The organism is Marinobacter caseinilyticus, from assembly GCF_011074955.1.
Classification (GTDB): domain Bacteria; phylum Pseudomonadota; class Gammaproteobacteria; order Pseudomonadales; family Oleiphilaceae; genus Marinobacter; species Marinobacter caseinilyticus.
Genome location: NZ_WUQJ01000018.1, coordinates 74,523 through 96,299, shown reverse-complemented (window position 1 = coordinate 96,299; position 21,777 = coordinate 74,523). Strand labels below are relative to the sequence as shown.

At 57.4% G+C, this 21,777-nt stretch carries 18 protein-coding genes; 8 read left to right on the top strand and 10 right to left on the bottom strand.

Going from position 1 to position 21,777, the window contains the following annotated elements; all coding sequences use genetic code 11:
- Positions 1-74 precede the first annotated feature (74 nt).
- From GRX64_RS07210 to GRX64_RS07200, 3 genes are all read right to left on the bottom strand, one after another.
- A complete protein-coding gene (locus tag GRX64_RS07210) occupies positions 75-575 on the bottom strand; it encodes a L,D-transpeptidase (RefSeq protein WP_166265300.1) in 501 nt (166 codons plus the stop codon).
- Positions 576-637: 62 nt separating this feature from the next.
- Entirely contained in the window at positions 638-1,309 is a 672-nt protein-coding gene (locus tag GRX64_RS07205; protein WP_166265297.1) for a TetR/AcrR family transcriptional regulator, read from the bottom strand.
- 133 nt (positions 1,310-1,442) lie between these two features.
- Entirely contained in the window at positions 1,443-2,315 is an 873-nt protein-coding gene (locus GRX64_RS07200) for a hypothetical protein (protein WP_235937556.1), read from the bottom strand.
- Positions 2,316-2,536: 221 nt separating this feature from the next.
- On the opposite strand from GRX64_RS07200, the gene GRX64_RS07195 reads away from it, so the two are divergent.
- The gene (locus tag GRX64_RS07195; RefSeq protein ID WP_166265291.1) at positions 2,537-3,151 is read left to right on the top strand and encodes a riboflavin synthase subunit alpha; all 615 of its coding nucleotides are present in this window, start codon (positions 2,537-2,539) and stop codon (positions 3,149-3,151) included.
- On the opposite strand, the gene GRX64_RS07190 is transcribed toward GRX64_RS07195, so the two are convergent.
- The gene (locus tag GRX64_RS07190) at positions 3,145-4,269 is read right to left on the bottom strand and encodes a class I SAM-dependent methyltransferase (protein ID WP_166265288.1); all 1,125 of its coding nucleotides are present in this window, start codon (positions 4,267-4,269) and stop codon (positions 3,145-3,147) included. The genes GRX64_RS07195 and GRX64_RS07190 overlap by 7 nt on opposite strands.
- Positions 4,270-4,408: 139 nt before the next feature.
- On the opposite strand from GRX64_RS07190, the gene GRX64_RS07185 reads away from it, so the two are divergent.
- Positions 4,409-4,831, top strand: a complete 423-nt coding sequence (locus GRX64_RS07185) for a hypothetical protein (protein ID WP_166265285.1) — start codon at positions 4,409-4,411, stop codon at positions 4,829-4,831.
- Positions 4,832-4,923: 92 nt separating this feature from the next.
- Here the strand turns inward: GRX64_RS07185 and GRX64_RS07180 are convergent, their stop codons facing one another.
- The 4 genes from GRX64_RS07180 to GRX64_RS07165 form a co-directional block, all read right to left on the bottom strand.
- Complete coding sequence (locus GRX64_RS07180; RefSeq protein WP_166265282.1) at positions 4,924-5,802, bottom strand: UDP-2,3-diacylglucosamine diphosphatase; 879 nt, start codon at positions 5,800-5,802, stop codon at positions 4,924-4,926.
- 82 nt (positions 5,803-5,884) lie between these two features.
- On the bottom strand, positions 5,885-6,913 hold the full coding sequence (locus GRX64_RS07175) for a methyltransferase (RefSeq protein ID WP_235937555.1): 1,029 nt from the start codon (positions 6,911-6,913) through the stop codon (positions 5,885-5,887).
- 162 nt (positions 6,914-7,075) lie between these two features.
- Positions 7,076-7,753, bottom strand: coding sequence for a carbonate dehydratase (gene can, locus GRX64_RS07170; RefSeq protein ID WP_166265279.1), 678 nt, complete (start codon positions 7,751-7,753; stop codon positions 7,076-7,078).
- Positions 7,754-7,873: 120 nt separating this feature from the next.
- On the bottom strand, positions 7,874-12,760 hold the full coding sequence (locus GRX64_RS07165; RefSeq protein WP_166265276.1) for an NAD-glutamate dehydrogenase: 4,887 nt from the start codon (positions 12,758-12,760) through the stop codon (positions 7,874-7,876).
- A 223-nt stretch (positions 12,761-12,983) separates the two neighbouring features.
- Between GRX64_RS07165 and GRX64_RS07160 the strand changes: the two genes are divergently transcribed.
- The 6 genes from GRX64_RS07160 to GRX64_RS07135 are packed head-to-tail and all read left to right on the top strand — an operon-like array spanning position 12,984 to position 19,938.
- On the top strand, positions 12,984-13,946 hold the full coding sequence (locus tag GRX64_RS07160; protein ID WP_166265273.1) for an AAA family ATPase: 963 nt from the start codon (positions 12,984-12,986) through the stop codon (positions 13,944-13,946).
- Positions 13,947-13,961: 15 nt separating this feature from the next.
- Positions 13,962-14,903 carry a DUF58 domain-containing protein gene (locus GRX64_RS07155; RefSeq protein WP_166265270.1) on the top strand — a complete coding sequence of 314 codons (942 nt, stop codon included), beginning with the start codon at positions 13,962-13,964 and terminating at the stop codon, positions 14,901-14,903.
- A gap of 14 nt (positions 14,904-14,917) precedes the next feature.
- Positions 14,918-15,385, top strand: a complete 468-nt coding sequence (locus GRX64_RS07150; RefSeq protein WP_166265267.1) for a DUF4381 domain-containing protein — start codon at positions 14,918-14,920, stop codon at positions 15,383-15,385.
- Positions 15,379-16,383, top strand: coding sequence for a vWA domain-containing protein (locus GRX64_RS07145; protein WP_166265264.1), 1,005 nt, complete (start codon positions 15,379-15,381; stop codon positions 16,381-16,383). Before GRX64_RS07150 ends, GRX64_RS07145 begins: the two co-directional genes overlap by 7 nt.
- Entirely contained in the window at positions 16,376-18,208 is a 1,833-nt protein-coding gene (locus tag GRX64_RS07140; RefSeq protein WP_166265261.1) for a VWA domain-containing protein, read from the top strand. The genes GRX64_RS07145 and GRX64_RS07140 overlap by 8 nt, the downstream gene beginning before the upstream one ends.
- Positions 18,202-19,938 carry a BatD family protein gene (locus GRX64_RS07135; RefSeq protein WP_166265258.1) on the top strand — a complete coding sequence of 579 codons (1,737 nt, stop codon included), beginning with the start codon at positions 18,202-18,204 and terminating at the stop codon, positions 19,936-19,938. Before GRX64_RS07140 ends, GRX64_RS07135 begins: the two co-directional genes overlap by 7 nt.
- Positions 19,939-19,951: 13 nt before the next feature.
- Here the strand turns inward: GRX64_RS07135 and ccmI are convergent, their stop codons facing one another.
- Positions 19,952-21,229 carry a c-type cytochrome biogenesis protein CcmI gene (gene ccmI / locus GRX64_RS07130; protein ID WP_166265255.1) on the bottom strand — a complete coding sequence of 426 codons (1,278 nt, stop codon included), beginning with the start codon at positions 21,227-21,229 and terminating at the stop codon, positions 19,952-19,954.
- A 40-nt stretch (positions 21,230-21,269) separates the two neighbouring features.
- On the bottom strand, positions 21,270-21,773 hold the full coding sequence (locus GRX64_RS07125) for a cytochrome c-type biogenesis protein (protein ID WP_166265252.1): 504 nt from the start codon (positions 21,771-21,773) through the stop codon (positions 21,270-21,272).
- Positions 21,774-21,777: the final 4 nt, after the last annotated feature.

The window sequence follows — 21,777 nt, the reverse complement described above, 5'->3', positions numbered from 1 at the left end:
ACCAATTGGCTGGCGATTAAACAAGACGCTGGTAAGGCTTAACGCCGGTTGCCAGCCAAGTAAGCTTTTACGGGTTATCGGATAGTGACGGCCAGACCCGGATAGACCCGATCAAACAGATCTGCGACATCCCGGTTGCGCATGCGCACACACCCATGGGATCTGGCAACGCCCATGGGTTCTGTCTCAGGTGTCCCATGAATGTAGATAAATCGTCGGAAACTATCGACACCTGGACCTCGATTGATCCCCGATTCCCGCCCGCATAGCCATAAAATTCGAGTCAAAATCCAGTCGCGCTGAGGTTGGCCCTGGGCCAGGCCCGGACTGTAGATCTCGCCGGTGGGACGCCGGGCAATATAGACAGTTCCCAACGGTCGACCCCGCCCGATCATCGCCCTCACGTAATGTCGGCCACGGGGCGTGCAGCCGGAATCCTGACGCTCTCCGGGGCCATTCAACGCTGTGGAAATCGCATAGATGAAGGGGGCCTGATCAGCAGCCAGGTAGAGCCTGAGCACTTGCCCAGACAGATCGATATCAATTCCCGGAAGGAAGTCTTTGCCGTGCGCCATGACGACTGCTCTCGTTTCGTTACCGTGAGTTCGCGGTCAAGAGCGTAACCGACCCAACGGGGTCAGGCAACCGAAGGCTTGCCCACCGGCGCCTGCATTGGGTCACTGGCCTGCATGCCTGCCGCCAGAAAGGGCACCAGACGCGCGACAATGTCCTGTACAGAGGTTTCAACACCCAGTTTATTTTGCAGAATATCCCTCAGTGCGTCACTGCTGGACATTGTGAACGCCGTGGCCCCCAGCATGAACTGGATACGCCAGTAGCGGTCAACGGCGGAGAGCTGGGGCGTGGCTTCCTTAAGCAACCTCATAAACCGGCCGAAAGGCTGGCTGTATTGCTGCTCAAGAAATTTGCGCAGATGGCCCTGAGACTGCGTGTAGGCAAGACCCAGCAAACGCATGAAGATGGATATACCGCGTTCATTGCGTTGCGGCATTCGGACTGCACTTTCGGTAAGCGCCCGCAGAGTCTGATCCAGAGTGGGCGGCTCACCGGCGCAGTTCTGTTCCAGCTCATCGAACGCCTGTTCGAGGGTATCGGAAAAAGGCGTGAGAAAGCGTGCAAAGACTGAGTGGATCAGTGCATTTTTCGAACCGAAGTGATAATTTACAGCGGCGAGATTAACGCTGGCTTTGCTGGTAATCATCCGCAGGGACGTTTCCGAAAACCCACGCTCCGCAAATAGTTCTTCCGCCGCATCAAGGATGCGATCCACCGTATCAGATTGCGCCATACACTCCGCCAGTTTCGTCACCAAACATCTGTTTGAAACATACGTTTGACCGGGCGGTATGTCAAGAAATGGACAAACGACCAGAATGACAATCGCCTTCGCGACTGTAACGCCGTTCGCTGGCACTGGCCGACTAGCGGGGTTCCGGACTTGCGGCCACCGATACCCACCCGTCATCAATGGCGGCTTGATGGCCTTCAAAAAAAGCCTGCTGGAGCCGGTCATAGGCCTTCTCAGCCTCCAGCAAATAGATCAGGTAGAGCCGGATATGCTCTCTCCGGGTAAGCGACCGGGCCAGTATCCGCTGCTCCGACAGCCGAATCAGCGCGCTGAAAGGAGGGGCTTTCAACACCGAATTGAACTCCGCCATCTGCGCGCACTGCCAGACCAACCCGACATCCTCTTCCAACTGATTGACGTGGGCGCGGGCTTGCTTGAGCAAACGCTGCCGTCGCATCAAGACGTCCAGGTACGAAGGCCGCGAATCGTATAGACGCCGTATGAAGGGCACGCCCGCCAAAAGCACGACGACCAACACCCCAAAACCACCGCCGCCAACCCAGGCCGGCACAAACCCCGACAAGCCGCTGAGAAACACCAGTGCCGCCAGCACCGAGATGAACAGCCACACATCCCGCCGACGACGAGCAATAGCCAGCGAAAAATTATCGGGCCAGGTCGGCATTGCCAGGGTGTTGAAATCCAGTAAAAGAACCCGGTCACATTGCTTCAGCAATCGGCGCAATCGACGCTGACGAGTCTCCGCAACCGCTGCAGCTGCATCGGAGGACAACACCGGATCATCAGAAACGGGCTTTGGTTGGTTTGGGCTTTCGACATTGGCCTGGGAGCCGGGTAGTTCGCCCTGATTCTCATTCGGCTGAGTGACGGACTCGTTGCCAGGGATCACGGACGACGCCGCCACCGAAACCACCTTATCCGGCGTGACGGCGGCAGGAGTCGGGTCGGCCGCTCGGCCACGACGAAGCACGGGCTCACCTGTCATCTCAACCGGCTCTTTTAGTGATCTATTGTGTTCCTGCAACATAGCAAACCCCAAGGCTGGACCACGGCAACCGGTCCAGCATTAACAACCCATACACAGTATATCGCCCATCATCGGATTTTCTTGAGCCAACAACTCGCTCGGTGCTTGGCTCTTGCCAATCCGATCGTTATCCTTGGGCGTAAGAGTTCGGGCATTGGCCCAACCACCAAGGGATCAACATGTTTACAGGCATTGTCCAGGGCATCGCAAACGTTGTCTCCGTAGAGCAAAAACCAGGACTGACAACTTTTGGCATTCGCTTTCCACAGGAACATCTCAACCACGTCACTGTCGGTGCCTCGGTTGCCATCAATGGCACCTGCCTCACCGTCACGAGCCAGGACGGCGACCAGCTGTACTTCGATGCCATGCAAGAAACACTGCGACTGACAACCTTGGGAGATCTCTCGTCTGGCAGTTTGATCAACTTTGAACGCGCCGCCAGAATTGGTGATGAGATTGGCGGCCACCTGTTGTCCGGCCATATTCACACCACCGCCCAAGTGACCGCTATAGAGCGCCCTGAAAACAACTGCACCCTGTATTTTGAAGTGCCTCCCGAATGGGCCCGCTACGTATTTCCGAAGGGCTACATCGCCATTAACGGCGCCAGCCTCACCATTGGTGACGTGACGCTCAATACGTTCACGGTGCACCTGATACCGGAAACCCTGCGGGCGACCACGTTCTCAGAACTGCAAACTGGCGACAGGGTGAACATTGAGATCGACAGCCAGACCCAAACCATCGTCGATACGCTTGCCCGCATGGGCTATGACCGACCACTTCAGTGATGACGCGCAGCAAACACCACAAATTTCGGATCAGCACTGAGCTGTTCAATCTGCTGGAACGTCCGCAGCAGGCTGCGGTGGTAGCCAAGATGCCGATTTCCCACCATGAGTAATTGACCACCGGGCTTTAAGTGTTGGCTGGCGTGACGAAATAAACGCAACGCAATATGGTCACCGACCACACCACCCTCGTGGAACGGCGGGTTCAGGAGTATCAAGTCGAACAGGCCGGCGTTGGTCGAAATGCCGTCCGCGTGCCACAGGTCAATCGCCCGGCCGGGAAAGGCCGCCGTCGCACTGCGCTTGACGCTCGCGACCGCCTGGCTGGACACGTCGGCAAACGTCAGCGCCAGGTCGGCATTTGACTGCAGGGCCACCAGTCCCAGAACGCCATTTCCACAGGCCAGATCCAATACGCGCGCGCCCGACGGCAGCGACGTGGCGTGTCGGCGCACTTGCGGGATCAATAACCGGGTGCCGATATCCAGCCGGTCGCGCGAAAACACTGCCGGCAATGAAGCAATCTTCATGTCACTGTCAGGCACACAGTACCCTTGCCAGGCACCGTCCCAGCCCTCCAGTAAAGGCGCTCCCTTACGACCCACAATGATGCGGGCTTTTTTCCGGGCGGGGCATACCTCGTCGGTTACGATTAGCCGCCCGAACAACTCGGCGCTGCGACCGGGCAGGTGCTTGATCATGCCGCCAGCCACCAGAGCCCCTTTCTCATTCATCACACCATTGACCCAACGCAACAAAAACTCGAGATACGCGAGATGCCGTGGGATACGCATAACAACCAGGTCATACGTCCCTGTCGGTGGGTTCAGCCAGCTTTGAACGGCGCCAGCCTCACAGCCATTCTCTCGGGCATTATTGGCCACCGACAGGGGTGTCACTGCGCTGTCGGACACGCCGATTGGACGCATATGTGCCAGGCCCAGGGCCAAGGCTCCAAACTGATCGTCCAGAATCAGCACGTTCTGACCTGTACGGTACAGCGTCTCCGCCTTGTCGATGAGCTGCTCATCGGCAGCATCCCAGGCACGCAGGTTCCGCGACTCCGCGCCGGGTCTGCCAAGCCGGAACATCCGCCCGGGTAATTCAAGTACGTCCATCGTCGTCGCCACAGTTGCCTGTAAGGAAAGTCGTCATTCTAGGCTGATTATTCTAGAAATTAACCCTATTGTGACTTCAAGAGCGGTTGCCAAGCCATTGTCAGCCCTGATGTATTCATTGATTCAGTGAGATATCACCATGATTCAGGACTCCCTAAAAAGTGGCTTAGACAGCGCTAGAACCTTACGTCAGCGCATTGAAACCCAGCTTCGTCCCCAATTGGACCGGGCAACCGTCGAATTTAAGAAGGTGCTGACAGATCTGGGTGCCGATGTCAGCGAACCCCGACCTATGTCTGACGTGATCGCACGCATTCGTGCCAAGAACCCAACGTTCCGCTCGCTGGCTTCGAGTGTCGATATCGCCACCTACGATTTGCGAAAAAAGCTTTGGTGGGACGCGAACATGATGACTGCCTATGTCACTGATCGGGCGGGCCAAACGTATTCCAGCCAAGTGAAGCCAAAGTTCGAGGACGCCATCAACCGGGCCGGCGCTCAATTGAGGCAAGCGATGGTACAGGTTCGTGAATTAACGGCGAGAAACAGTCGCATCGGTTGATGTCGAAACAATTGCTTTCAGGTTGTGCTCCTCCTTTTTGGAGAGCGACCTTTTTTGCCCCTCACCCCAGGGGCTTTTTTTCGTCCAGACCATCAGTCCAAGGCTGCTTTTGGTTCCCGGTCAGGGCCCGGAGATCCCGGCATGGTGTTGATCTGCTCAACCAATGACGGGGCTATCGGGGGAGACGCCGGAGGTTCTTGAGTGCTGGTTTCTTCGGGCTCAACGTATAAAACGCGGGGATGCTCCGACCAGTGCAGGATTTCGAGCCGACCGGCGTGATTCTCGACCAATGCCGTGCAGTGCTCCACCCAATCGCCGTCATTACAGTAAAGGCCATCTCGACCACGCCGGAACCCCGCCGAATGGATATGGCCACAAATAAAACCATCATAGTGGCCGCGCTCTGCCACAGTCAGCGCCGCCATTTCAAAGCGCTGGATAAACGCCCGGGCTTTGCCAATGCGCGGCTTCACCCACGCAGCCAATGACCAGTAAGGCTTATTTCGCAACTTCCGCCAGGCATTCCACCAACGGTTCATCCACAACAGCAATCCATGCGCCCGGTCACCCACCAGCAGCAGCATCGGGCTGCATCGAACCACCTGATCGAATTGATCGCCGTGACAGACAACAAATCGACGGCCGTCCGCTGCGGTATGGACAGCCTTTTGCTGTAACTCCACCCCTGCCAGCGTTTGCCCACAAAAGTGCCTTAAAAACTCATCGTGATTGCCCGGAATATACACGACCCGAGTACCGTTGGCCGCGATGGCGAGTAGACGCCGGATCACCTGCTGATGGGATTCCGGAAAATAGATCCGCCGTTGCATGGCGATCAAATCGATGATGTCCCCCACCAGGTACAGTGTTTCGCATTGAACGTGGGCCAGGAAGTCCAGCAAATAATCAGCCTGGCAGTCAGCCGACCCGAGATGAACATCGGATATGAACACACTTCGGTATTGGTGCATCACCTGCCTCCGTCAAACCGTCACCGAGCCCTTCCTAAACTGGCGGTCGGGAATGACGGTGACGTGACAAATTCTGGACAATTCAGTGACGATTGGCGCTGTAGACCGTAAAACGATTGTCTTTGCTCAGCACTCTGCAGGGCCCGACATGGGCCTCGATAAGACGGGGATAAGGCAAAAAATTGTTGGCAACCAAGCGCAGTTCTCCACCGGGCGTGAGGTGCCGCGCGACTTGCTGAAGAAAATCGACCGTCATCGAGGTGTCGGTTTTGATGCCGGTGTGGAAGGGCGGATTGGTGATGATGGTGCTGTAGCGCTGACTACCTTCCACCAACCCATCCGACGCCCGGATAGTGCCGCCAGACCCCACGTGCTCATAAGCTTTCCGAGCGCAGACGACCGCCTGAGCCTGCACATCCAGGCCATCAACATCGACGCCCCAGCGGCGGTATAACCAGGCACCGATCACCCCGGCACCGCAGGCAAAATCAAGCACAGGCGCTTTCGGCCTGGACCGGTCGAGCGTGTCCAGCATCAACCGGGTACCCTCATCCAGACGGCCATCACTAAATATTCCAGGCAAACCGGCGACATCCACAGTGACGCCGGCAACGTCTATCCGGTGCCAGCTCAACCAGTCCTCTTCATTGAACCGCCCGCTGGCCCTGCCCGGCTGGGCATGCCAGACCTGACAGTGGCGCGCGCTGTCGATCTTCATCGCGCTGGGTGCCAACATTCTTAACTGTTTTATCGCGCCCGCAATACCCTCGCGTTTTTCCCCGATCAAAATCAACTGACCGTTCAGGTCTAACAGCGACTGCGCCAGCGCAAGCCGCATGGTCAGTTCCTCTCGCGCTTTGGGAACGAATACCACAGCCGTATCAGCACACTCCGGTATCAGAGCATCCGATGAATACCCGAAAACCGATTGCCACTGACCGTTTTGCTGAAGCTGAGACCAGACCCCCGCATGTGTCGTCATCGCCAAACCATTACCTGGACATTCCGGCAGCAAGGCGGCGTTACTAACCCCCAATAGAGCGACTCGCCCCTTCAGCAGGTGGGCATTGCGCAATAACACGTCATGGGTATTCGGAAGTACAGACATCATCAATCTGAGCCGGTAGCGGTTTAAAACCGGTTACTGTAACGGGAATGATCGACAGAGTCTTGCCTGGTGGGTATCCAGGCCAGAGTCACGAGAGCCGGCCGTTCTTTTGAGAGAGACGGCGGGGAGTATACGATCTCGAATTTACCGGCGGGGGCTACTGCCTCAGCGCTTATTGCGACCAGAGCGCACCGGACGCGCAATCAATTCATCAATGCTGGTCTGCTGCACGGGCACACGCTCTGCCTCGTTGGTGATGCACAGGCCAAAATCACGCAGCAGTCCATCGGCGACATCGTATACCCAGCCGTGCACTGACAGTGACTGTCCCCGAGCCCAGGCCTCCTGAACAATCGCATTTTGGCAGACATGGCCCACCTGTTCGACCACATTCAGTTCACACAGCCGGTCCACCTTGTCACTCTCGGACTCAAAACGTTCCAGCACGTCGGCGTATTTGTCACGCACGTCCTGAACATGCCGCAACCAGTTACTGATCAGACCAAAGCCACTGTTGGTAACCGCCGCTTTGACGCCACCGCACCCATAGTGACCCACCACCATGATGTGCTTCACCTTGAGCACATCGACTGCAAACTGTAACACTGACAAACAGTTGAAGTCGGTATGAACCACCACATTGGCCACGTTGCGATGAACAAACAGCTCGCCGGGCAACAAGTCGACAATCTGGTTGGCCGGCACTCGGCTATCGGCACAGCCGATCCAAAGATATTCTGGCGACTGCTGGCTGGACAACCGTTTAAAAAAGTCTGGATCCTGCTTTTTTATGCCCTCCGCCCAGGATGCATTTTTCTCAAGCAGGTTACTTAATACACGCATAATTTCTCACCCCGAATCCACTGTGGCCCGCGAACGTTTCGCGAAGGGCACCTTCCCGGCACCGATGTATGCCGTTCAATTCGTTGGAATTGAACGGCATTTGCAAGCAAATGGCAATAGTCAAACCGTCTCAGCAACCGGTAGAACCACGGGATTGTGGTAGGTGCTTTGAGCCAGGTCCAGCAATTCCCTGAGCGCGACCGAAAACATGGCGTACTCCGGCTCACGCACATTGCGCAGTTCCGCCAGCATCGTTTTCCAGCGATAAATCATCGGTTCATATTGTGTCATCCACGTTTCAATGCAGACATTCACGTCATCAGCGCTACCCGCCAATCGCAATACCGCCGCCGTGAGGGCCCGCTGCTGCCAGTCGAGGTCTTCACGGAAGCTCTCCCGCGCCAGTGCCTGCCAGTGTGAACTGGGCGCCAACCTGGCAATGGCGTTGGCAAACCAGTTCAGTTCCAGCCGCTCACCCAGGGTGTAGTAAAGATTAGCAACCGTTTTGAGTGGCATGCCAGTGGCCTCGTGAGCCTCAATGATACCCAGCGCAGAATAGAGGTACGAAGTGCCCGACGCGACAGCGGCCAGATCATCCGGAATGGATTGCCCGCGCAGCTCATCGTATTGTTTCTGCCACTCGGCCTCCGCCTGTGTGCCCAGGTAATCCGGCAGATTGGTAGTAATCTTGCCAATGCCGTCGGCAAAGCGCTCCATGTGGGACTGCACGTTCAATTCACTGCGCCTATTTCGCAGCAACCACCGCACCGCCCGCCGGATCAATCGCATCAGGTCATTCATCAAGCGCATCTGGAGCAGAGCCGGAACCTTGTAATCCAGCGCTTCAATTTTATCCCACCAGACATCGAGTCGAAACACATCGCGGGCAATGATCCAGGCCATGGCAATCGCGGCAGGTGAAGCGCCGGTTGACTGGCTTAACCGCTCCACGAAGGTGATGCCCATATGGTTGACCATATCGTTGGCAACCTGAGTGGCAATGATCTCACGGCGCAATTGGTGGCCATTCAGTTCCGTTTCGAATTTCTTGATCAGCGCATCGGGAAACACTTTGTGTATTTCATCCGACAAACTGGGATCGTCAGGCAGGTTGCTGTCAATCAACACCTGCTTCAGATCCCCTTTTACGTAGGAGATCAGAACCGACAACTCCGGACGTGTGAGTCCCTGTTTTTTCAGCTTTCGTTCTGCCAGCATTTCCTCGTCGGGCAGAAACTCCAACTGACGATTGAGCTTGCCGGCAATTTCAAAACTGCTCATCAGCCGTCGGTATTCCTCCAGGCGGGCTGCAGCTTGGACGCTCGCAATACTGATGGCCTGCGTTTGCCGGTAGTTATTTCGCAGCACCAGTTCGGCAACATCATCGGTCATATTTTCCAGCAGGACATTGCGCTGCTTTTCCGTCAGGTCGCCAGTCGCAACCACGCTATTGAGCAGGATTTTCATGTTTACTTCGTGGTCTGAACAATCGACACCACCGGCGTTATCAATAAAGTCTGTGTTCAGGCGGCCACCCAACAAGGCGTACTGAATACGGCCGAGCTGGGTCATCCCCAAGTTGCCGCCTTCCCCCACAACCTTACAACGAAGATCCTTGCCGTCGATCCGCAGACCATCATTGGCCTTATCGCCAACGTCGGCATGGGACTCGGAGGTTGCTTTTACATAGGTGCCGATCCCGCCAATCCAGAGCAAGTCTGCCTGAGCTTTCAGAATATGACTGATCAACATATTGGGCGGCACACGATCTGACTTGATGCCTAACAGCTTCTTCATTTCGGCACTGACAGGAATGGACTTCGCACTGCGACTGAACACACCACCCCCCGAGGAAATCAGTGCGGTGTCGTAATCAGACCAGGCCGACCGCGGCATATCGAACAGCCGCTGGCGCTCGGCAAAGCTCCTGGCGGGGTCCGGGCTTGGGTCAATGAAGATGTGCATGTGGTTGAAGGCCGCAACCAGCTTGGTTTTGTCCGAGCGCAGCAGGCCATTACCAAAGACATCTCCGGCCATATCACCGACACCAATCACTGTGAATTCATCAACGGCAGGGTTAATGCCGAGTTCACGGAAGTGGCGTTCAACCGACACCCAGGCGCCTTTGGCGGTAATGCCCATTTTCTTGTGGTCATAGCCATGACTGCCACCGGAGGCGAACGCGTCCCCCATCCAAAAGCCATATTCAGCGGACAGGCTATTGGCAATATCCGAGAACGTTGCGGTCCCCTTGTCGGCCGCCACCACCAGGTAGTGATCGTCTCCGTCGTGGCGTACCACATGCTTGGGCGGATCAATCTGGCCATCAACCAGGTTGTCGGTGATGTCCAACAAGCCTCGGATAAAGGTCTTGTAGGCTGAAATCCCTTCTTTTTGAAACGCATCCCGATTGGACATTTCAGGCAGTTTTTTGGCGACAAATCCGCCCTTGGCGCCGACCGGGACGATAACCGCGTTCTTGACCTGCTGGGCTTTCACCAGGCCCAGTATTTCCGTGCGGTAATCCTCAAACCGGTCGGACCACCTCAGCCCACCGCGGGCAACCCGCCCGCCCCGCAAATGCACGCCCTCAATTCGTGGCGAATAAACGAAGATCTCAAACATCGGCTTTGGCAACGGCATGTCCGGAATCAGCGCCGGATCGTATTTCAAACTGATGTATGACTTGGCGTTGCCGTCCTTGTCGGGCTGGTAATAATTGGTTCTCAGCGTAGCCTGGATCAATTCCAGAAACAGACGAAGAACGCGATCTTCACTGAGGTTATCCACACTATCCAGGCTGGCATTGAACTCGAGTTCCAGTTTTTGCTGCGCCGCCCGGGATTTGCCGGCACTGCGGTAGCGATCCGGATTAAAGCGCACTTCAAAAAAGTCCAACAGCACCCGAGCCAGTGAGACGTGATTGACCAGCGTATTGGAAATGAAGGTCTGGCTGTTGGAAATACGGATCTGACGCATGTAGCGCGCATAGGTCCGCAACATGGCGATCTGGCGCCAGCTCAGGTAAGACGCCAACACCAGGCGATTGAAGCTGTCGTTTTCAGCTTCCCCGTACCAAACCCGGCGGAACAGCTCTTCAAAGATCGGCTTGATCCGATGGATATCAACAATGTCGCCGCTGTAGGCCTGCAGTGAGAAATCGTGAATCCACACTGTCTTGCCAGCACGGTCACTGACTTCAAACGGATGCTCGCCAATTACCCGGAATCCGAGGTTATCGAAAATGGGCATTACATCGGATAATGGCAATTGCTCGTTGGGGTGAAACAGCTTGAAGTGCAAGGTGTTCTCATGCTCTTCCAGCGCACGATAAAAGCTCATGGCCAGTCGCTGCGTGCGCACCACCTCCATGATGTGTTCGAGGTCGATCGCCGCACGCCTGGGTGAGAAGAACTCCTTGTAGCTCGCAGGGAAAGCGATTTCATAGAGCCGGAGAATCTCGTTCCCACTCTCTTCCCCATAGCTTTCGTGCAATGCCTCTTCCAGTCCGTCACGCCAGGACTGAGCCAGCTCAATCACCTGCTCCTGAATTTCCTTGACCGGCAGCAGCCGGTTCTCAGCCTGCGGCACACGAATCGTAAACTGCACCCGCGCCAGCACCGATTCGGAAAAATGCGTAACAAATTCAATGTCTTCTGCCGCCAGCTTGTCGGCCAGTACACGCTCGGTTTTTAACCGCAACTCGGTGTTGTAAATGTCTCTTGGGAAGAACGCCAGGCAGGTAACAAACTGACCGTAAACGTCTTCACGCATGAACAGTCGGATCTTACGGCGCTCCTGGATGTAAAGAATATCCAGCGCGGTCCGATACAGCTCTTCCGGCTCAATCTGGAACAGCTCATCGCGGGGGTAAACCGCCAGAATCTGATCCAGCGCCTTACCGGCATAATCGTCTTCCAGAAAACCGGAGCGCTCCATCACGCCTCCGACCTTTCGGCGCAGCAGCGGTATCTGGTCTGGCCGTTCGTGGTACACCCTGGACGTATACAGGCCCAGAAAGCGACGTTCACCCACGACCTCACCCTTTTCATTAAACTTCTTCACAGCAATATAATCGGGGTAGGCGGGACGGTGAACGCGAGACCGTTGCGCCGACTTGGCAAAAATGAAGATATCGTCGGTGCGCGTCATTTCCTGCCGGGTTCGTTGCGGCAACTCATCCAGCCTTACCTTGTCCGGCCGCTCATTATTGACCCTCAAAATTCCGAGCTCCGAGTCGGCGACCCGGCGCACCATGATGCCCTGTTTGCCGGTCACAAAATCGTATTCATCGTAGCCGAGAAAGGTAAAGTGATCCTGCAGCAGCCAACCGACGAAGTCGCGCGCCTCCGCCAGGTTCTCCTCACTGATCTTGGCCTTGGTGTTGTCCAGTTCCTTAACAATTTCTTCGGCTTTTTTCTGCATCACCGGGAAGTCGGCTACCGCAATCCGAACTTCGTGGAGCACTTCCTGAAGCACATTCTCCAGATGCTTAAGGTCTTTCGCATCACTGTGACGGTCGATTTCCATCACAATCAACGCTTCGTAATCGGCTTTGGCCAATTTCTTATTGGCTGGGTGGAGCTTTTTCAATTTACCCGCACGGTCACGGTCAATCGCTAGAATAGAGTGGTAAATCGTGTGGGTACCAATTTCCAGATGATTGATTGCGATACGTATTGAATCGATTAAAAAGGGAATATCCGGATGCAGGATAAACACCATCGAGTGGGTGGATTGCCAGCCGTCACTCTCAAGATCCGCATTAAAAACGGAGACCGGTGTTTCGTCCAACTGACGTTTTTGAATAAATTGCCAGGCTGCCAGCACCGAGCCGTAGACATCGGAAAAACGGCGGCTGGTGAGTTCGTCCAACGGTAGATGGGTGAAATGCTGGACAGCAAATTCGCTGATTTTTTTGGCTTCTGCTTTCTCAATTTTTTGGCTAAAGGCTTCGGCCAACTGCTCAAAGAATTGGTCTTTGCTGGCCACTGTCAGCGCATTCATATTGGACCTCAATTTGTGTGAAATAATCGTAATAAATGAGCAGGCTAAGACTTATTACCGGTCGCCGCAGGCCCTATGAGTTATCTTCATTGCTACATCGGCCACGTTAAACGCGGGTGTTGTTTCACAAGCATAGTCAAACCCTTGATTTTTGCGCTCCTGGCACAAAAACTGGGTCGGTAATTACGTATAACGACAAACTATTCAGGAGCCCTATCCACCAATGTCACTACAGCATACGTTTGGTGAGTTAAAAGCTCAGTTAGCAAAACGGATAATTGGGCAAGAAAAACTGGTTGAACGCTTGCTCATCGCCTTGCTGGCCGACGGCCACTTGTTGGTCGAAGGTGCGCCCGGTCTTGCCAAGACAACCGCCGTCAAAGCACTGGCCGATCATATCGAGGGCGACTTTCATCGCATCCAGTTCACACCGGACCTGTTGCCGTCGGACGTTACCGGCAGCGAGATTTACCGGCCCGAAACCGGCCTGTTCGAATTTCAGAAAGGTCCTATTTTTCACAACCTGGTGCTGGCCGATGAAATCAACCGGGCACCCGCCAAAGTCCAGTCCGCCCTGCTCGAGGCGATGGGCGAACGACAGGTCAGTGTCGGTATGCGGACCTTTCCGCTGGATCGACTGTTCATGGTGATGGCCACTCAGAACCCGATCGAACAGGAAGGCACCTACCCGTTGCCGGAAGCGCAACTCGACCGGTTCCTGATGCACGTCAACATCGACTACCCTTCGGCGAGTGCCGAGCGGGACATCCTCCACTTGGCGCGCAACGATTATCGCCAGGGTAATCCGGCGGCCGCGGTCAAAGTCACCGCCGACCAGGTGTTCGAGGCCCGTGCCACCATTGGCGAAATCTATATGGCTGAGCCGGTCGAGGATTATTTGCTGGCGCTGGTATTGGCGAGTCGGAATCCCGGCCAGCTCGACCCCGAACTGGGGCGCTGGACCGCCTTTGGCGCCAGTCCTCGGGGCACCATTGCGCTGGACCGCTGTGCCCGCGCCCTGGCATGGCTCAATGGTCGTGACTTTGTCAGCCCGGACGATGTCCGCACCATGGCCTTTGATGTGTTGCGTCACCGCCTGCTGCTGACCTTTGAAGCCGAAGCCGAAGGGATGACCCCGGATGCGGTGATCCAGCGTCTGATTGACTGCGTTCCGGTGACCGCTTGAGGTGGCTCCCGCATCATGACTGACCAGAACACCGCCATCCACATTGCCCTGCCGGATCTGATTCGCCTGCAAGCCGATGCCCGAGCCCTTCGGCTGCCCGGTGCGCGCCAGGTCAAAACTCGCCAGGCTGGTCTGCAACGCTCTCCCCAGCGGGGTCGCGGTATGGCGTTTGCCGAAGTCCGGCTGTACCAGCCCGGGGATGACATCCGGAGTATTGACTGGCGCGTCACTGCCCGGCGCCAAAGCCCTCACACCAAGCTCTATGAAGAAGAGCGTGAACGCCCCATTCTGCTGATCTGTGATTTAAGCCCCACGCTGTACTTTGGCAGCCAGGGGGCTTACAAACAGGTACGATGCGCGCAGCTGGCCGGCATCCTCGCCTGGCTCGGTCTGTGGGCCGGAGATCAGGTTGGCGGGATCGTGTTTTCGGGGCAGGAAATTCTGGTACGCAGACCCGCCCGACGTAAAAAGTCGGTGCTGCAATTACTCGACGCGCTGGCGCGCTTTCAACATGACCCTGCCAGCGGCCCGGTTCAGCCCGGAACGACACAGAGCCACGGTCTCGACATTGCCCTGCAGGAAGCCCGACGGGTGGCACACACGGGCACCCGAATCTTCGTCCTGAGCGACTTCCTTGATGTGACCGGCGAGACTTCCGGATTGCTTGGCGCGCTGAACCGTCACAACCGTGTCAGCGTGCTTCGCATTGTCGACCCACTCGAGCAGGCCCTGCCCGACAGCGGGCGCTTCGCAGTCGCAGGGCCCGATGGCCCCGTTTGGTTCAATGGCAGTGATCGCCGCTTCCAGCAAGCATTTGCCGATAAAGTGGCTGACCATGAACAACATATTGACCACTGTTTTCGGACCGCCGGGGTATTGGATCAGGTCATCAGCACACGGGATGATCCGGCGCAGAGCCTGCGAATGATACTTGGCCCTCGCGGTCGCATTGGATAACTGGATTAACCGACATGGAGAAAGACCCACTCAGCGAATTGCGCGATATTCACTTGCCCGATCCCGGCGGCTTCTGGCCCCCGGCCCCGGGCTGGTGGCTACTGGCAGCGCTTGCTCTGGCAGGCCTCGGCTGGTGTCTGTGGGCGTTGTATCGACGACGTCAACGCAACCGTTGGCTCATCCACGCGCTCAAAGAGCTGTCGCAGTTGGCCAGGGTCCAGGAGCCTGATCTGCAGTGGTTTAATCAACTCAACCGATTGCTGAAACGAGCCGCCCGGGCGCGATTCCCCGAACGCCGCCCCGAGAGTTTATCGGGCGCCGACTGGGTAGCCTTTCTGAACGAAACCTCGCCCAACCCGTCGAAAGAGGATCGGGCGCTCTACACCGCCCTGGTTGAGAGCAGTTGGCGGCCCCGGCCAGATCTCAATGCCAGGGCGGCACTATCATTGACGCAACAATGGCTGAGGGGACAACGATGCTAAACCTCGCCTACCCCTGGCTATTGCTGTTGGCGGTCCTGCCATTGCTACTGGGCTGGAAACGACGGCCCGCCACTCAGGTCGCCGCTCCGGTCATCCCCGTCGGCCATTGGCTACAGGATTTACCGGGCGTTAGTCGATCCGGCAATACCGTCCCCTGGTGGCAGACCCTGATTCTGGCTCTGGCCTGGCTGCTGCTGGTTACAGCGTTGGCACGCCCGCAACACGTGGGTGAAGCCGTGGATGTGCCGGTCACCGGCCGTGACCTGTTATTGGCGGTCGACATATCGCCCAGCATGGAGGAGCAGGACATGGTCATCAACGGTCGCGGCGTCAACCGGCTGCGCGCGGTCAAACATGTGCTGAATGACTTTATCCAGAAGCGCGAGGGGGATCGTTTGGGACTGCTGCTTTTCGGCACCCAGCCTTATATTCAGGCGCCGTTGTCATTTGACTATAAAACCATTCGCACCCTGCTCGACGAAGCGGGCATAGGCATGGCCGGTCGCGCCACCGCCATTGGCGATGCCATGGGTCTGGCCGTCAAACGGCTCCGGGATCGCCCCCAGGATCAACGGGTGGTGATCCTGCTCACCGATGGCGCCAACACCGCCGGCGAAGTCAGCCCGGACAAGGCCACCGAGATTGCCAAAGCCGCGGGCGTCAGAATCTATACCATCGGTATTGGTGCCGAATCCATGGTTCAACGGGGTCTGCTGGGCTCCCGGCGGGTCAACCCGTCCCGAGACCTGGATGAAGGATTGCTTCAGCGCATCGCCGACCAAACTGGGGGCCGATATTTTCGCGCCCGCAGCCTGCCGGAACTCGAATTGATTTACGAGAGCATCAATCAGCTCGAACCCATTGAGCTGGAAGGCAAACGCTATCGTCCGGTAACCGAACTCTATGCCTGGCCCGCAGGCCTGGCCTTGCTGATAGGGTTCGCGCTGCAGATTATTCGGGTAATGGGTGGTTATGAGCGGGAGACCCGTCATGGCTGACCTGCATTTCCTGCGCCCGCTGTGGTTGCTCGCATTACTGACTCTGCCGCTGCTACCGCTGGTGATCCGGCAAGCCCGCAAGGGCCAGAACGGCTGGGCGAGGATCATGCCGGCCACGCTGCTGAATCCTCTGCTTAGCGGCGGTGGGACGGCAGACAAACCGGTTAAATCTCCGCTCATCATCCTGGTCCTCGCCATCGCGACGCTGACATTCGCACTGGCCGGCCCTGCCTGGCGTCAGGCGCCGACGCCCTTGCAACAACAAAATGACAGCCTGGTGATCATCCTGGACCTGTCTCTGTCCATGCTTGCAACCGATGTTGAGCCGGACCGTTTAACCCTGGCCAAACGCAAAATCCTGGACCTGCTCAAGGAGCGTGACGGCAGCTTTACCGGGTTAGTGGTCTATGCCGGGGATGCTCATGTGGTAACGCCACTGACCGATGACCGAAAAACCATTGAAGGCCTGCTGGGGGTTCTGGACCCGCTTATCATGCCGGCCACCGGCAACCGGCCCGATCTCGCGGTGGCGCTGGCCAAGTCATTGCTGGATCAGGGAGCCCCCGGACAAGGCCGCTTACTGCTGATCAGCGACGACGTGCCGGCTAAACAGGAGTACACCATCAGAGACCTGCTCCAGAAGAGTCCCTACCGCCTGAGTACGCTGGCGGTGGGTACCGTCGAGGGCGGCCCCATCCCGCTCCCCAAACAGGGATTTATCCGTGACAACGGCGAGGTGGTCATTACCAAGGCCGATCCGGACGGCCTTGCCCGTGTAGCCGAGCGCACCGGCGGCGGCAGCCATGTCCTGACCTTCGACAATCGCGATTTGCGGGCACTTGATTTACGGGCCAGAGACCGCGATGACTGGCAGGACAGCGATCGCGACCTGTCCGTCAGCCGCTGGCAGGATGATGGCTACTGGGCACTCTGGCTGGCGCTGCCACTGCTGTTACTCGGTTGGCGCCGGGGCGCCCTGCTCGCAGTGATGGTGCTGGTATTGCCACTGATGCCGTCGCCCGCCATGGCCTTTGGCTGGGACGATTTATGGTCTCGCCCGGATCAACGGGGCGAAGCACTGATTGAGCAGGACCCGAAGGCGGCGATCGACCGGTTCTCCCGTCCCGATTGGCGGGGCAGCGCCCAATACCGTGCCGGTGATTACAAGGCCGCCGCGGCAGAATTTGCCGCGGCCCAGTCGTTGGAAGCGCAGTACAATCAGGCGAATGCGCTGGCCAAAAGCGGTGACCTGCAGGCAGCGCTTGAGCGCTACGACCAGGTACTGGGACAGCAGCCCGACCATGAGGATGCCCGCTATAACCGGGACCTGGTTAAACAGCTGCTGGACCAACAGCAACAGCAGAGTCAAGACGGCGACGACAATCAGCAACAACAGAATTCGCAAAACCAGCAACAAAATCAGCAAAATAAATCACAGGAGCCGGGCGCTGACGGTAACCCACCGGAGCAACCACCCTCTGGCGGTGGAGAGTCGTCCAACCCGGGTCAGCAAAATCCCGGTAGTGATGGCGGTCAAAGCCAGCGTTCCCAGGCTGCCCAGGAGCCAAAGGAAGGCCAGGGCCAGCCGTCAGAGCAAGAGGCATCCAATCAACCCCGGGACGCCACCCAGAGGGGCAGCGAGCAGGAAGGTTCACCGCCTGAGATCGAAGCACCGGCCGCGCTCGATGAACAGCCGTTGTCTCAGGGACAGGAGCAATGGCTGCGCCGCATTCCGGATGATCCGGGCGGCCTGCTGCGCCGGAAATTCCTGCAACAATACCGCGATAGCGATACCCAACCCAGCGAGAGTGATACCCCATGGTAAGCCGGATTACAGCCGTTCTTTTACTGTTCTTCCTCACCTTGACTGCGGCATTGGCTGCCGAACCGCTCCGTGTCGAGCCTGACCGCACCACACTGTTTGAGAACGAGAGCCTGACCCTCACCGTGGTGGGCGAAATGGCGCTGGCGATTAATTTCGACAGCTTATTCAATCTGGGCAACCTGGAGTTACCGTCTCCGGACATCGACAAGCTGGAACAGGACTTCGAGATTCTGTCGCGACATCAAAAATACAATGTGCGCACTGTCAATGGGGAAACCCGTGCCGAAATTACCTGGACCTATCAATTGGCGCCCCGCCGATCCGGGCCCCTGGCCGTCCCTGCCCTTACCTTTAACGACGCCAGATCCAAACCGATGACGATTAATGTGCGGCCCGGAGACGCACCGGCAGTGGACGGCCAACCCAGGGCCGCCTTCATAGAACTCGCGGCCGATAAAGACAGTGTGTACATCCAGGAGCAACTGGTTTTGACGGTGAAACTGTTTTTCACCGGCAACCTGATTCGGGGTGACTTGTCCGAGCCGACGCACCCCGATGCGGTCATCGAATCACTGGGAAAGCAGCGAGAGTACAATCGTTTTCGTGACAGTCAGCGCTACCGGGTGGTTGAGCGACGCTATGCGATCTACCCTCAGCAAACTGGCGAATTGTCATTGCCACCCATTCGGTTTGATGGCCAGGCCCGTGACAGCAAGGGCAAGCTGGTCTTCTTGAGAGACAGCGCCCAACTTTTCGAGATTCCAGTCAAGTCACCCCCCGCCGCGTTCAGTGGCGATGTGTGGCTGCCAGCAAGCCAACTGGCGTTGACTGAACGGGGTATGTCTGGCGTGTCGGAGGTTGCGGTTGGCCAAAGCCTGACCCGGACCGTCACGGTCACTGCCGCTGGCCTGCCCGCCGCCACACTGCCACCGCTTGAACTGGCAACGCCTGACAGCTTGCGCAGTTACCCCGAGAAGCCAGAGGCGGCCACCAAAATCGATGGCGATACTCTGGTGGGCGAGTTGACCCAAACCACCGCCCTGGTCGGCATTCAGCCGGGTACTGTCACACTGCCCGCGGTCCGCGTGCCCTGGTGGGACACGGCCACCGATCAGGAACGGGTGGCGGTTATTCCCGAGCGAACCCTGGCCATCACGGCTGCCCTCGGGACTCATACATCACCACAGCGCGCGGAACCGGCGCCGGTGGAAAACTCCGGGCAGCTACCCGCTCCCGATAGGGACAGTACCGAGGTCACAAGCACCTCAGCAGGTTTCTGGCCCTGGCTGGCCGGGGCGTTGGCGCTGGGCTGGCTTCTTACTCTGGCATTGTGGCTGCGCCGGAAAAAACGTTCGTCCACCTCCGGCAGTCCCGGGGAGCAGGTCAATACCGCCGAAAAGGAGTTGTTTGATGCTTTGTGCGTGGCTGCACGTCGTGGACAATCAGACACCCTTGATCTGTTACCGCGATGGGCATCCCGTTGTTACCCGGGGCAATCGTTCGCCAGTACCTCGGATGTGGTTCGCTGGGCCGGTAGCCCGGCGCTCAAGACTGAGACGGACCATTTGCAGTCAAGACTGTTTGGCGCCAATGCCGGCAATGCTCAACCATGGGATGGCAGTGCGCTGATCGCACAGCTTCGAGCGCTGAGAGCTCACGGCGCCACTGGCACGACGACAGACCCCTTGCCACCGCTGTATCCGCCCGAGTTGAGCCCCACGCCACACTGAACGCGGGCTCAAATCATCGCAGTTGCTGATCAATCCGCAACGGCACCGGCTCACGGCCATCGGTCACAGCCACCGGCGTCGCGGTGGCACCTTGCCAATCCCCCGGCTGAGGTATTGCATTGCCACTGGGTGACAGCCGCGCGGTAATCACCACTTCTTCGGCATCCGATATTTTCGCGCTCGGTGCCATCGAAAACTCATCGCTCAGACGCAGTTGCAATGGCAGGTCTGCGGCGGTCCTGCGCACGACAGCAAGCGGAACCGATTTGGCGCCAGGACGGCGGGCGAATACAAACAGGGTGGTCTCCGCAGGGACCTGATCGACCAATGAGTCATCCAGTGTTACACGCACTGTAACCCCCAGATCCGAGACCCCGGCTGCGACCATCGGTGCGGACGCCGGTGCTTCCCGCCCAAGACGCTGATAAGCCTGCTCAATCCCTTGCCGAATGGACGGCAACTGCGGGTGATTTGGGGCGACCTCGGCAATGCGCTCCCAATAATCGATCGCGTCCTCGAATTGTTTCTGTTCAAAGGCGTGAATGCCCAGCAACCCCAGGGAATTCACTTCGTCGGGGTTAATTGCACGGGCGGCGACGATGGCTTGTGTGACGACATCCGTCATCGCGCCCTGGCTCTCGAAAAACCGCGCCTGCGCCGCTAAGCCCAACGCCGTTGCCTGCTGTGTCGGCGCTTCGGCGACCTGCTGGGCAAGCTGGGTGAACGCCCAGGCGGCATCCGGGTAGCGCTCCATATTCATGTAGGTACGGCCCAGCATGGCCCAACCTTCCGGGTTATCCGGATTGGTGGTGAGGCGCGCCCGAAGTTGGTCGGTCAACTGAGCCACCTGAGCTTTACGGCCTTCGCCGGCCTCGGACACTTGCTGCATGGCGAGCCATTGCTCGACATCGTCCATCGCACCCCACTGCTGATACAAGGTCACCGACACCACTGGGATCAGGATCAGGCCGGCCAACGCCACCACGCGGGCGCTGGTGCGACGCCGCTCATCCGGGGAGTCCCCAGCCACCACCGCATCGGCGTCCGAGACATCGTCCAACAGACTGCCGGCCAGCTCGTCCTTGAGTTGCTGGTAATTCTCGGGATCCAGATTGCCAGCGTCGTACTCCGCCTCAAGTTCTGCCATACGGCCACGATAAGCCAACAGGTTCTGATTGCGAAGATCCGCTTCCGCCCGATGACGAGGGCGATTAAAAAACAGCGGAAACAACACGAAGGCCAACGCCAACCCAATTAACGCAACGGCGGCAGACCAGAATGTAGTCGTCATAATACGGTGGTCCAATCGTTAGTGAATCGAAACAATATGATCAGTGCGGGTCTTTTGCAGACGAGTCGCCGGTGCGGTCCTGGGGATGGTCGCCCAGAATGCGCTTGGCTTTTTCTCTTTGTGCCTCGGTCAATCCGGAACTGGTTTCAGAGTTGCGTCTTGAACGCACAACCACGCCCATAACCAGCAGCCCCCCAAGCAATATCACGATCAGAGGCGTGGCCCACAGCAAAGCGGTTCGTTTATCAAATTGCGGCTTGTAACGCACAAATTCGCCAAAACGTGACACCAATGCCTCAAAGATCTCTTCATTGGAGGCACCTTCCCGCACCATGCGATGGACTTCGTCTTTCATATCCCGGGCAATGGGAGAATTGGAATCGGAGATGTTCTGGTTCTGGCACTTGGGACACCGCAACTCTTTGGTCAGGCTGTGAAAGCGTTCCCGGTCCGATTCCGACGCCAGGGGGTAGAGGTCATCGGTTACCGCCAAGACCGCAGTTGAGCACACTGTTAACAACACCAGGATGAGCAAACGCTTCATCAAT

What these genes read in the sequence shown, in the direction of transcription:
- GRX64_RS07210 (WP_166265300.1), bottom strand. Translation starts at nt 575, where the DNA reads ATGGCGCACGGCAAAGACTTCCTTCCGGGAATTGATATCGATCTGTCT.
- GRX64_RS07160 (WP_166265273.1), top strand. Translation starts at nt 12,984, where the DNA reads ATGTCACTACAGCATACGTTTGGTGAGTTAAAAGCTCAGTTAGCAAAA.
- GRX64_RS07125 (WP_166265252.1), bottom strand. Translation starts at nt 21,773, where the DNA reads ATGAAGCGTTTGCTCATCCTGGTGTTGTTAACAGTGTGCTCAACTGCG.
- GRX64_RS07205 (WP_166265297.1), bottom strand. Translation starts at nt 1,309, where the DNA reads ATGGCGCAATCTGATACGGTGGATCGCATCCTTGATGCGGCGGAAGAA.
- GRX64_RS07180 (WP_166265282.1), bottom strand. Translation starts at nt 5,802, where the DNA reads ATGCACCAATACCGAAGTGTGTTCATATCCGATGTTCATCTCGGGTCG.
- GRX64_RS07140 (WP_166265261.1), top strand. Translation starts at nt 16,376, where the DNA reads ATGGCTGACCTGCATTTCCTGCGCCCGCTGTGGTTGCTCGCATTACTG.
- ccmI (WP_166265255.1), bottom strand. Translation starts at nt 21,229, where the DNA reads ATGACGACTACATTCTGGTCTGCCGCCGTTGCGTTAATTGGGTTGGCG.
- GRX64_RS07135 (WP_166265258.1), top strand. Translation starts at nt 18,202, where the DNA reads ATGGTAAGCCGGATTACAGCCGTTCTTTTACTGTTCTTCCTCACCTTG.
- GRX64_RS07175 (WP_235937555.1), bottom strand. Translation starts at nt 6,913, where the DNA reads ATGATGTCTGTACTTCCGAATACCCATGACGTGTTATTGCGCAATGCC.
- GRX64_RS07195 (WP_166265291.1), top strand. Translation starts at nt 2,537, where the DNA reads ATGTTTACAGGCATTGTCCAGGGCATCGCAAACGTTGTCTCCGTAGAG.
- GRX64_RS07185 (WP_166265285.1), top strand. Translation starts at nt 4,409, where the DNA reads ATGATTCAGGACTCCCTAAAAAGTGGCTTAGACAGCGCTAGAACCTTA.
- GRX64_RS07155 (WP_166265270.1), top strand. Translation starts at nt 13,962, where the DNA reads ATGACTGACCAGAACACCGCCATCCACATTGCCCTGCCGGATCTGATT.
- can (WP_166265279.1), bottom strand. Translation starts at nt 7,753, where the DNA reads ATGCGTGTATTAAGTAACCTGCTTGAGAAAAATGCATCCTGGGCGGAG.
- GRX64_RS07150 (WP_166265267.1), top strand. Translation starts at nt 14,918, where the DNA reads ATGGAGAAAGACCCACTCAGCGAATTGCGCGATATTCACTTGCCCGAT.
- GRX64_RS07145 (WP_166265264.1), top strand. Translation starts at nt 15,379, where the DNA reads ATGCTAAACCTCGCCTACCCCTGGCTATTGCTGTTGGCGGTCCTGCCA.
- GRX64_RS07200 (WP_235937556.1), bottom strand. Translation starts at nt 2,315, where the DNA reads ATGACAGGTGAGCCCGTGCTTCGTCGTGGCCGAGCGGCCGACCCGACT.
- GRX64_RS07190 (WP_166265288.1), bottom strand. Translation starts at nt 4,269, where the DNA reads ATGGACGTACTTGAATTACCCGGGCGGATGTTCCGGCTTGGCAGACCC.
- GRX64_RS07165 (WP_166265276.1), bottom strand. Translation starts at nt 12,760, where the DNA reads ATGAATGCGCTGACAGTGGCCAGCAAAGACCAATTCTTTGAGCAGTTG.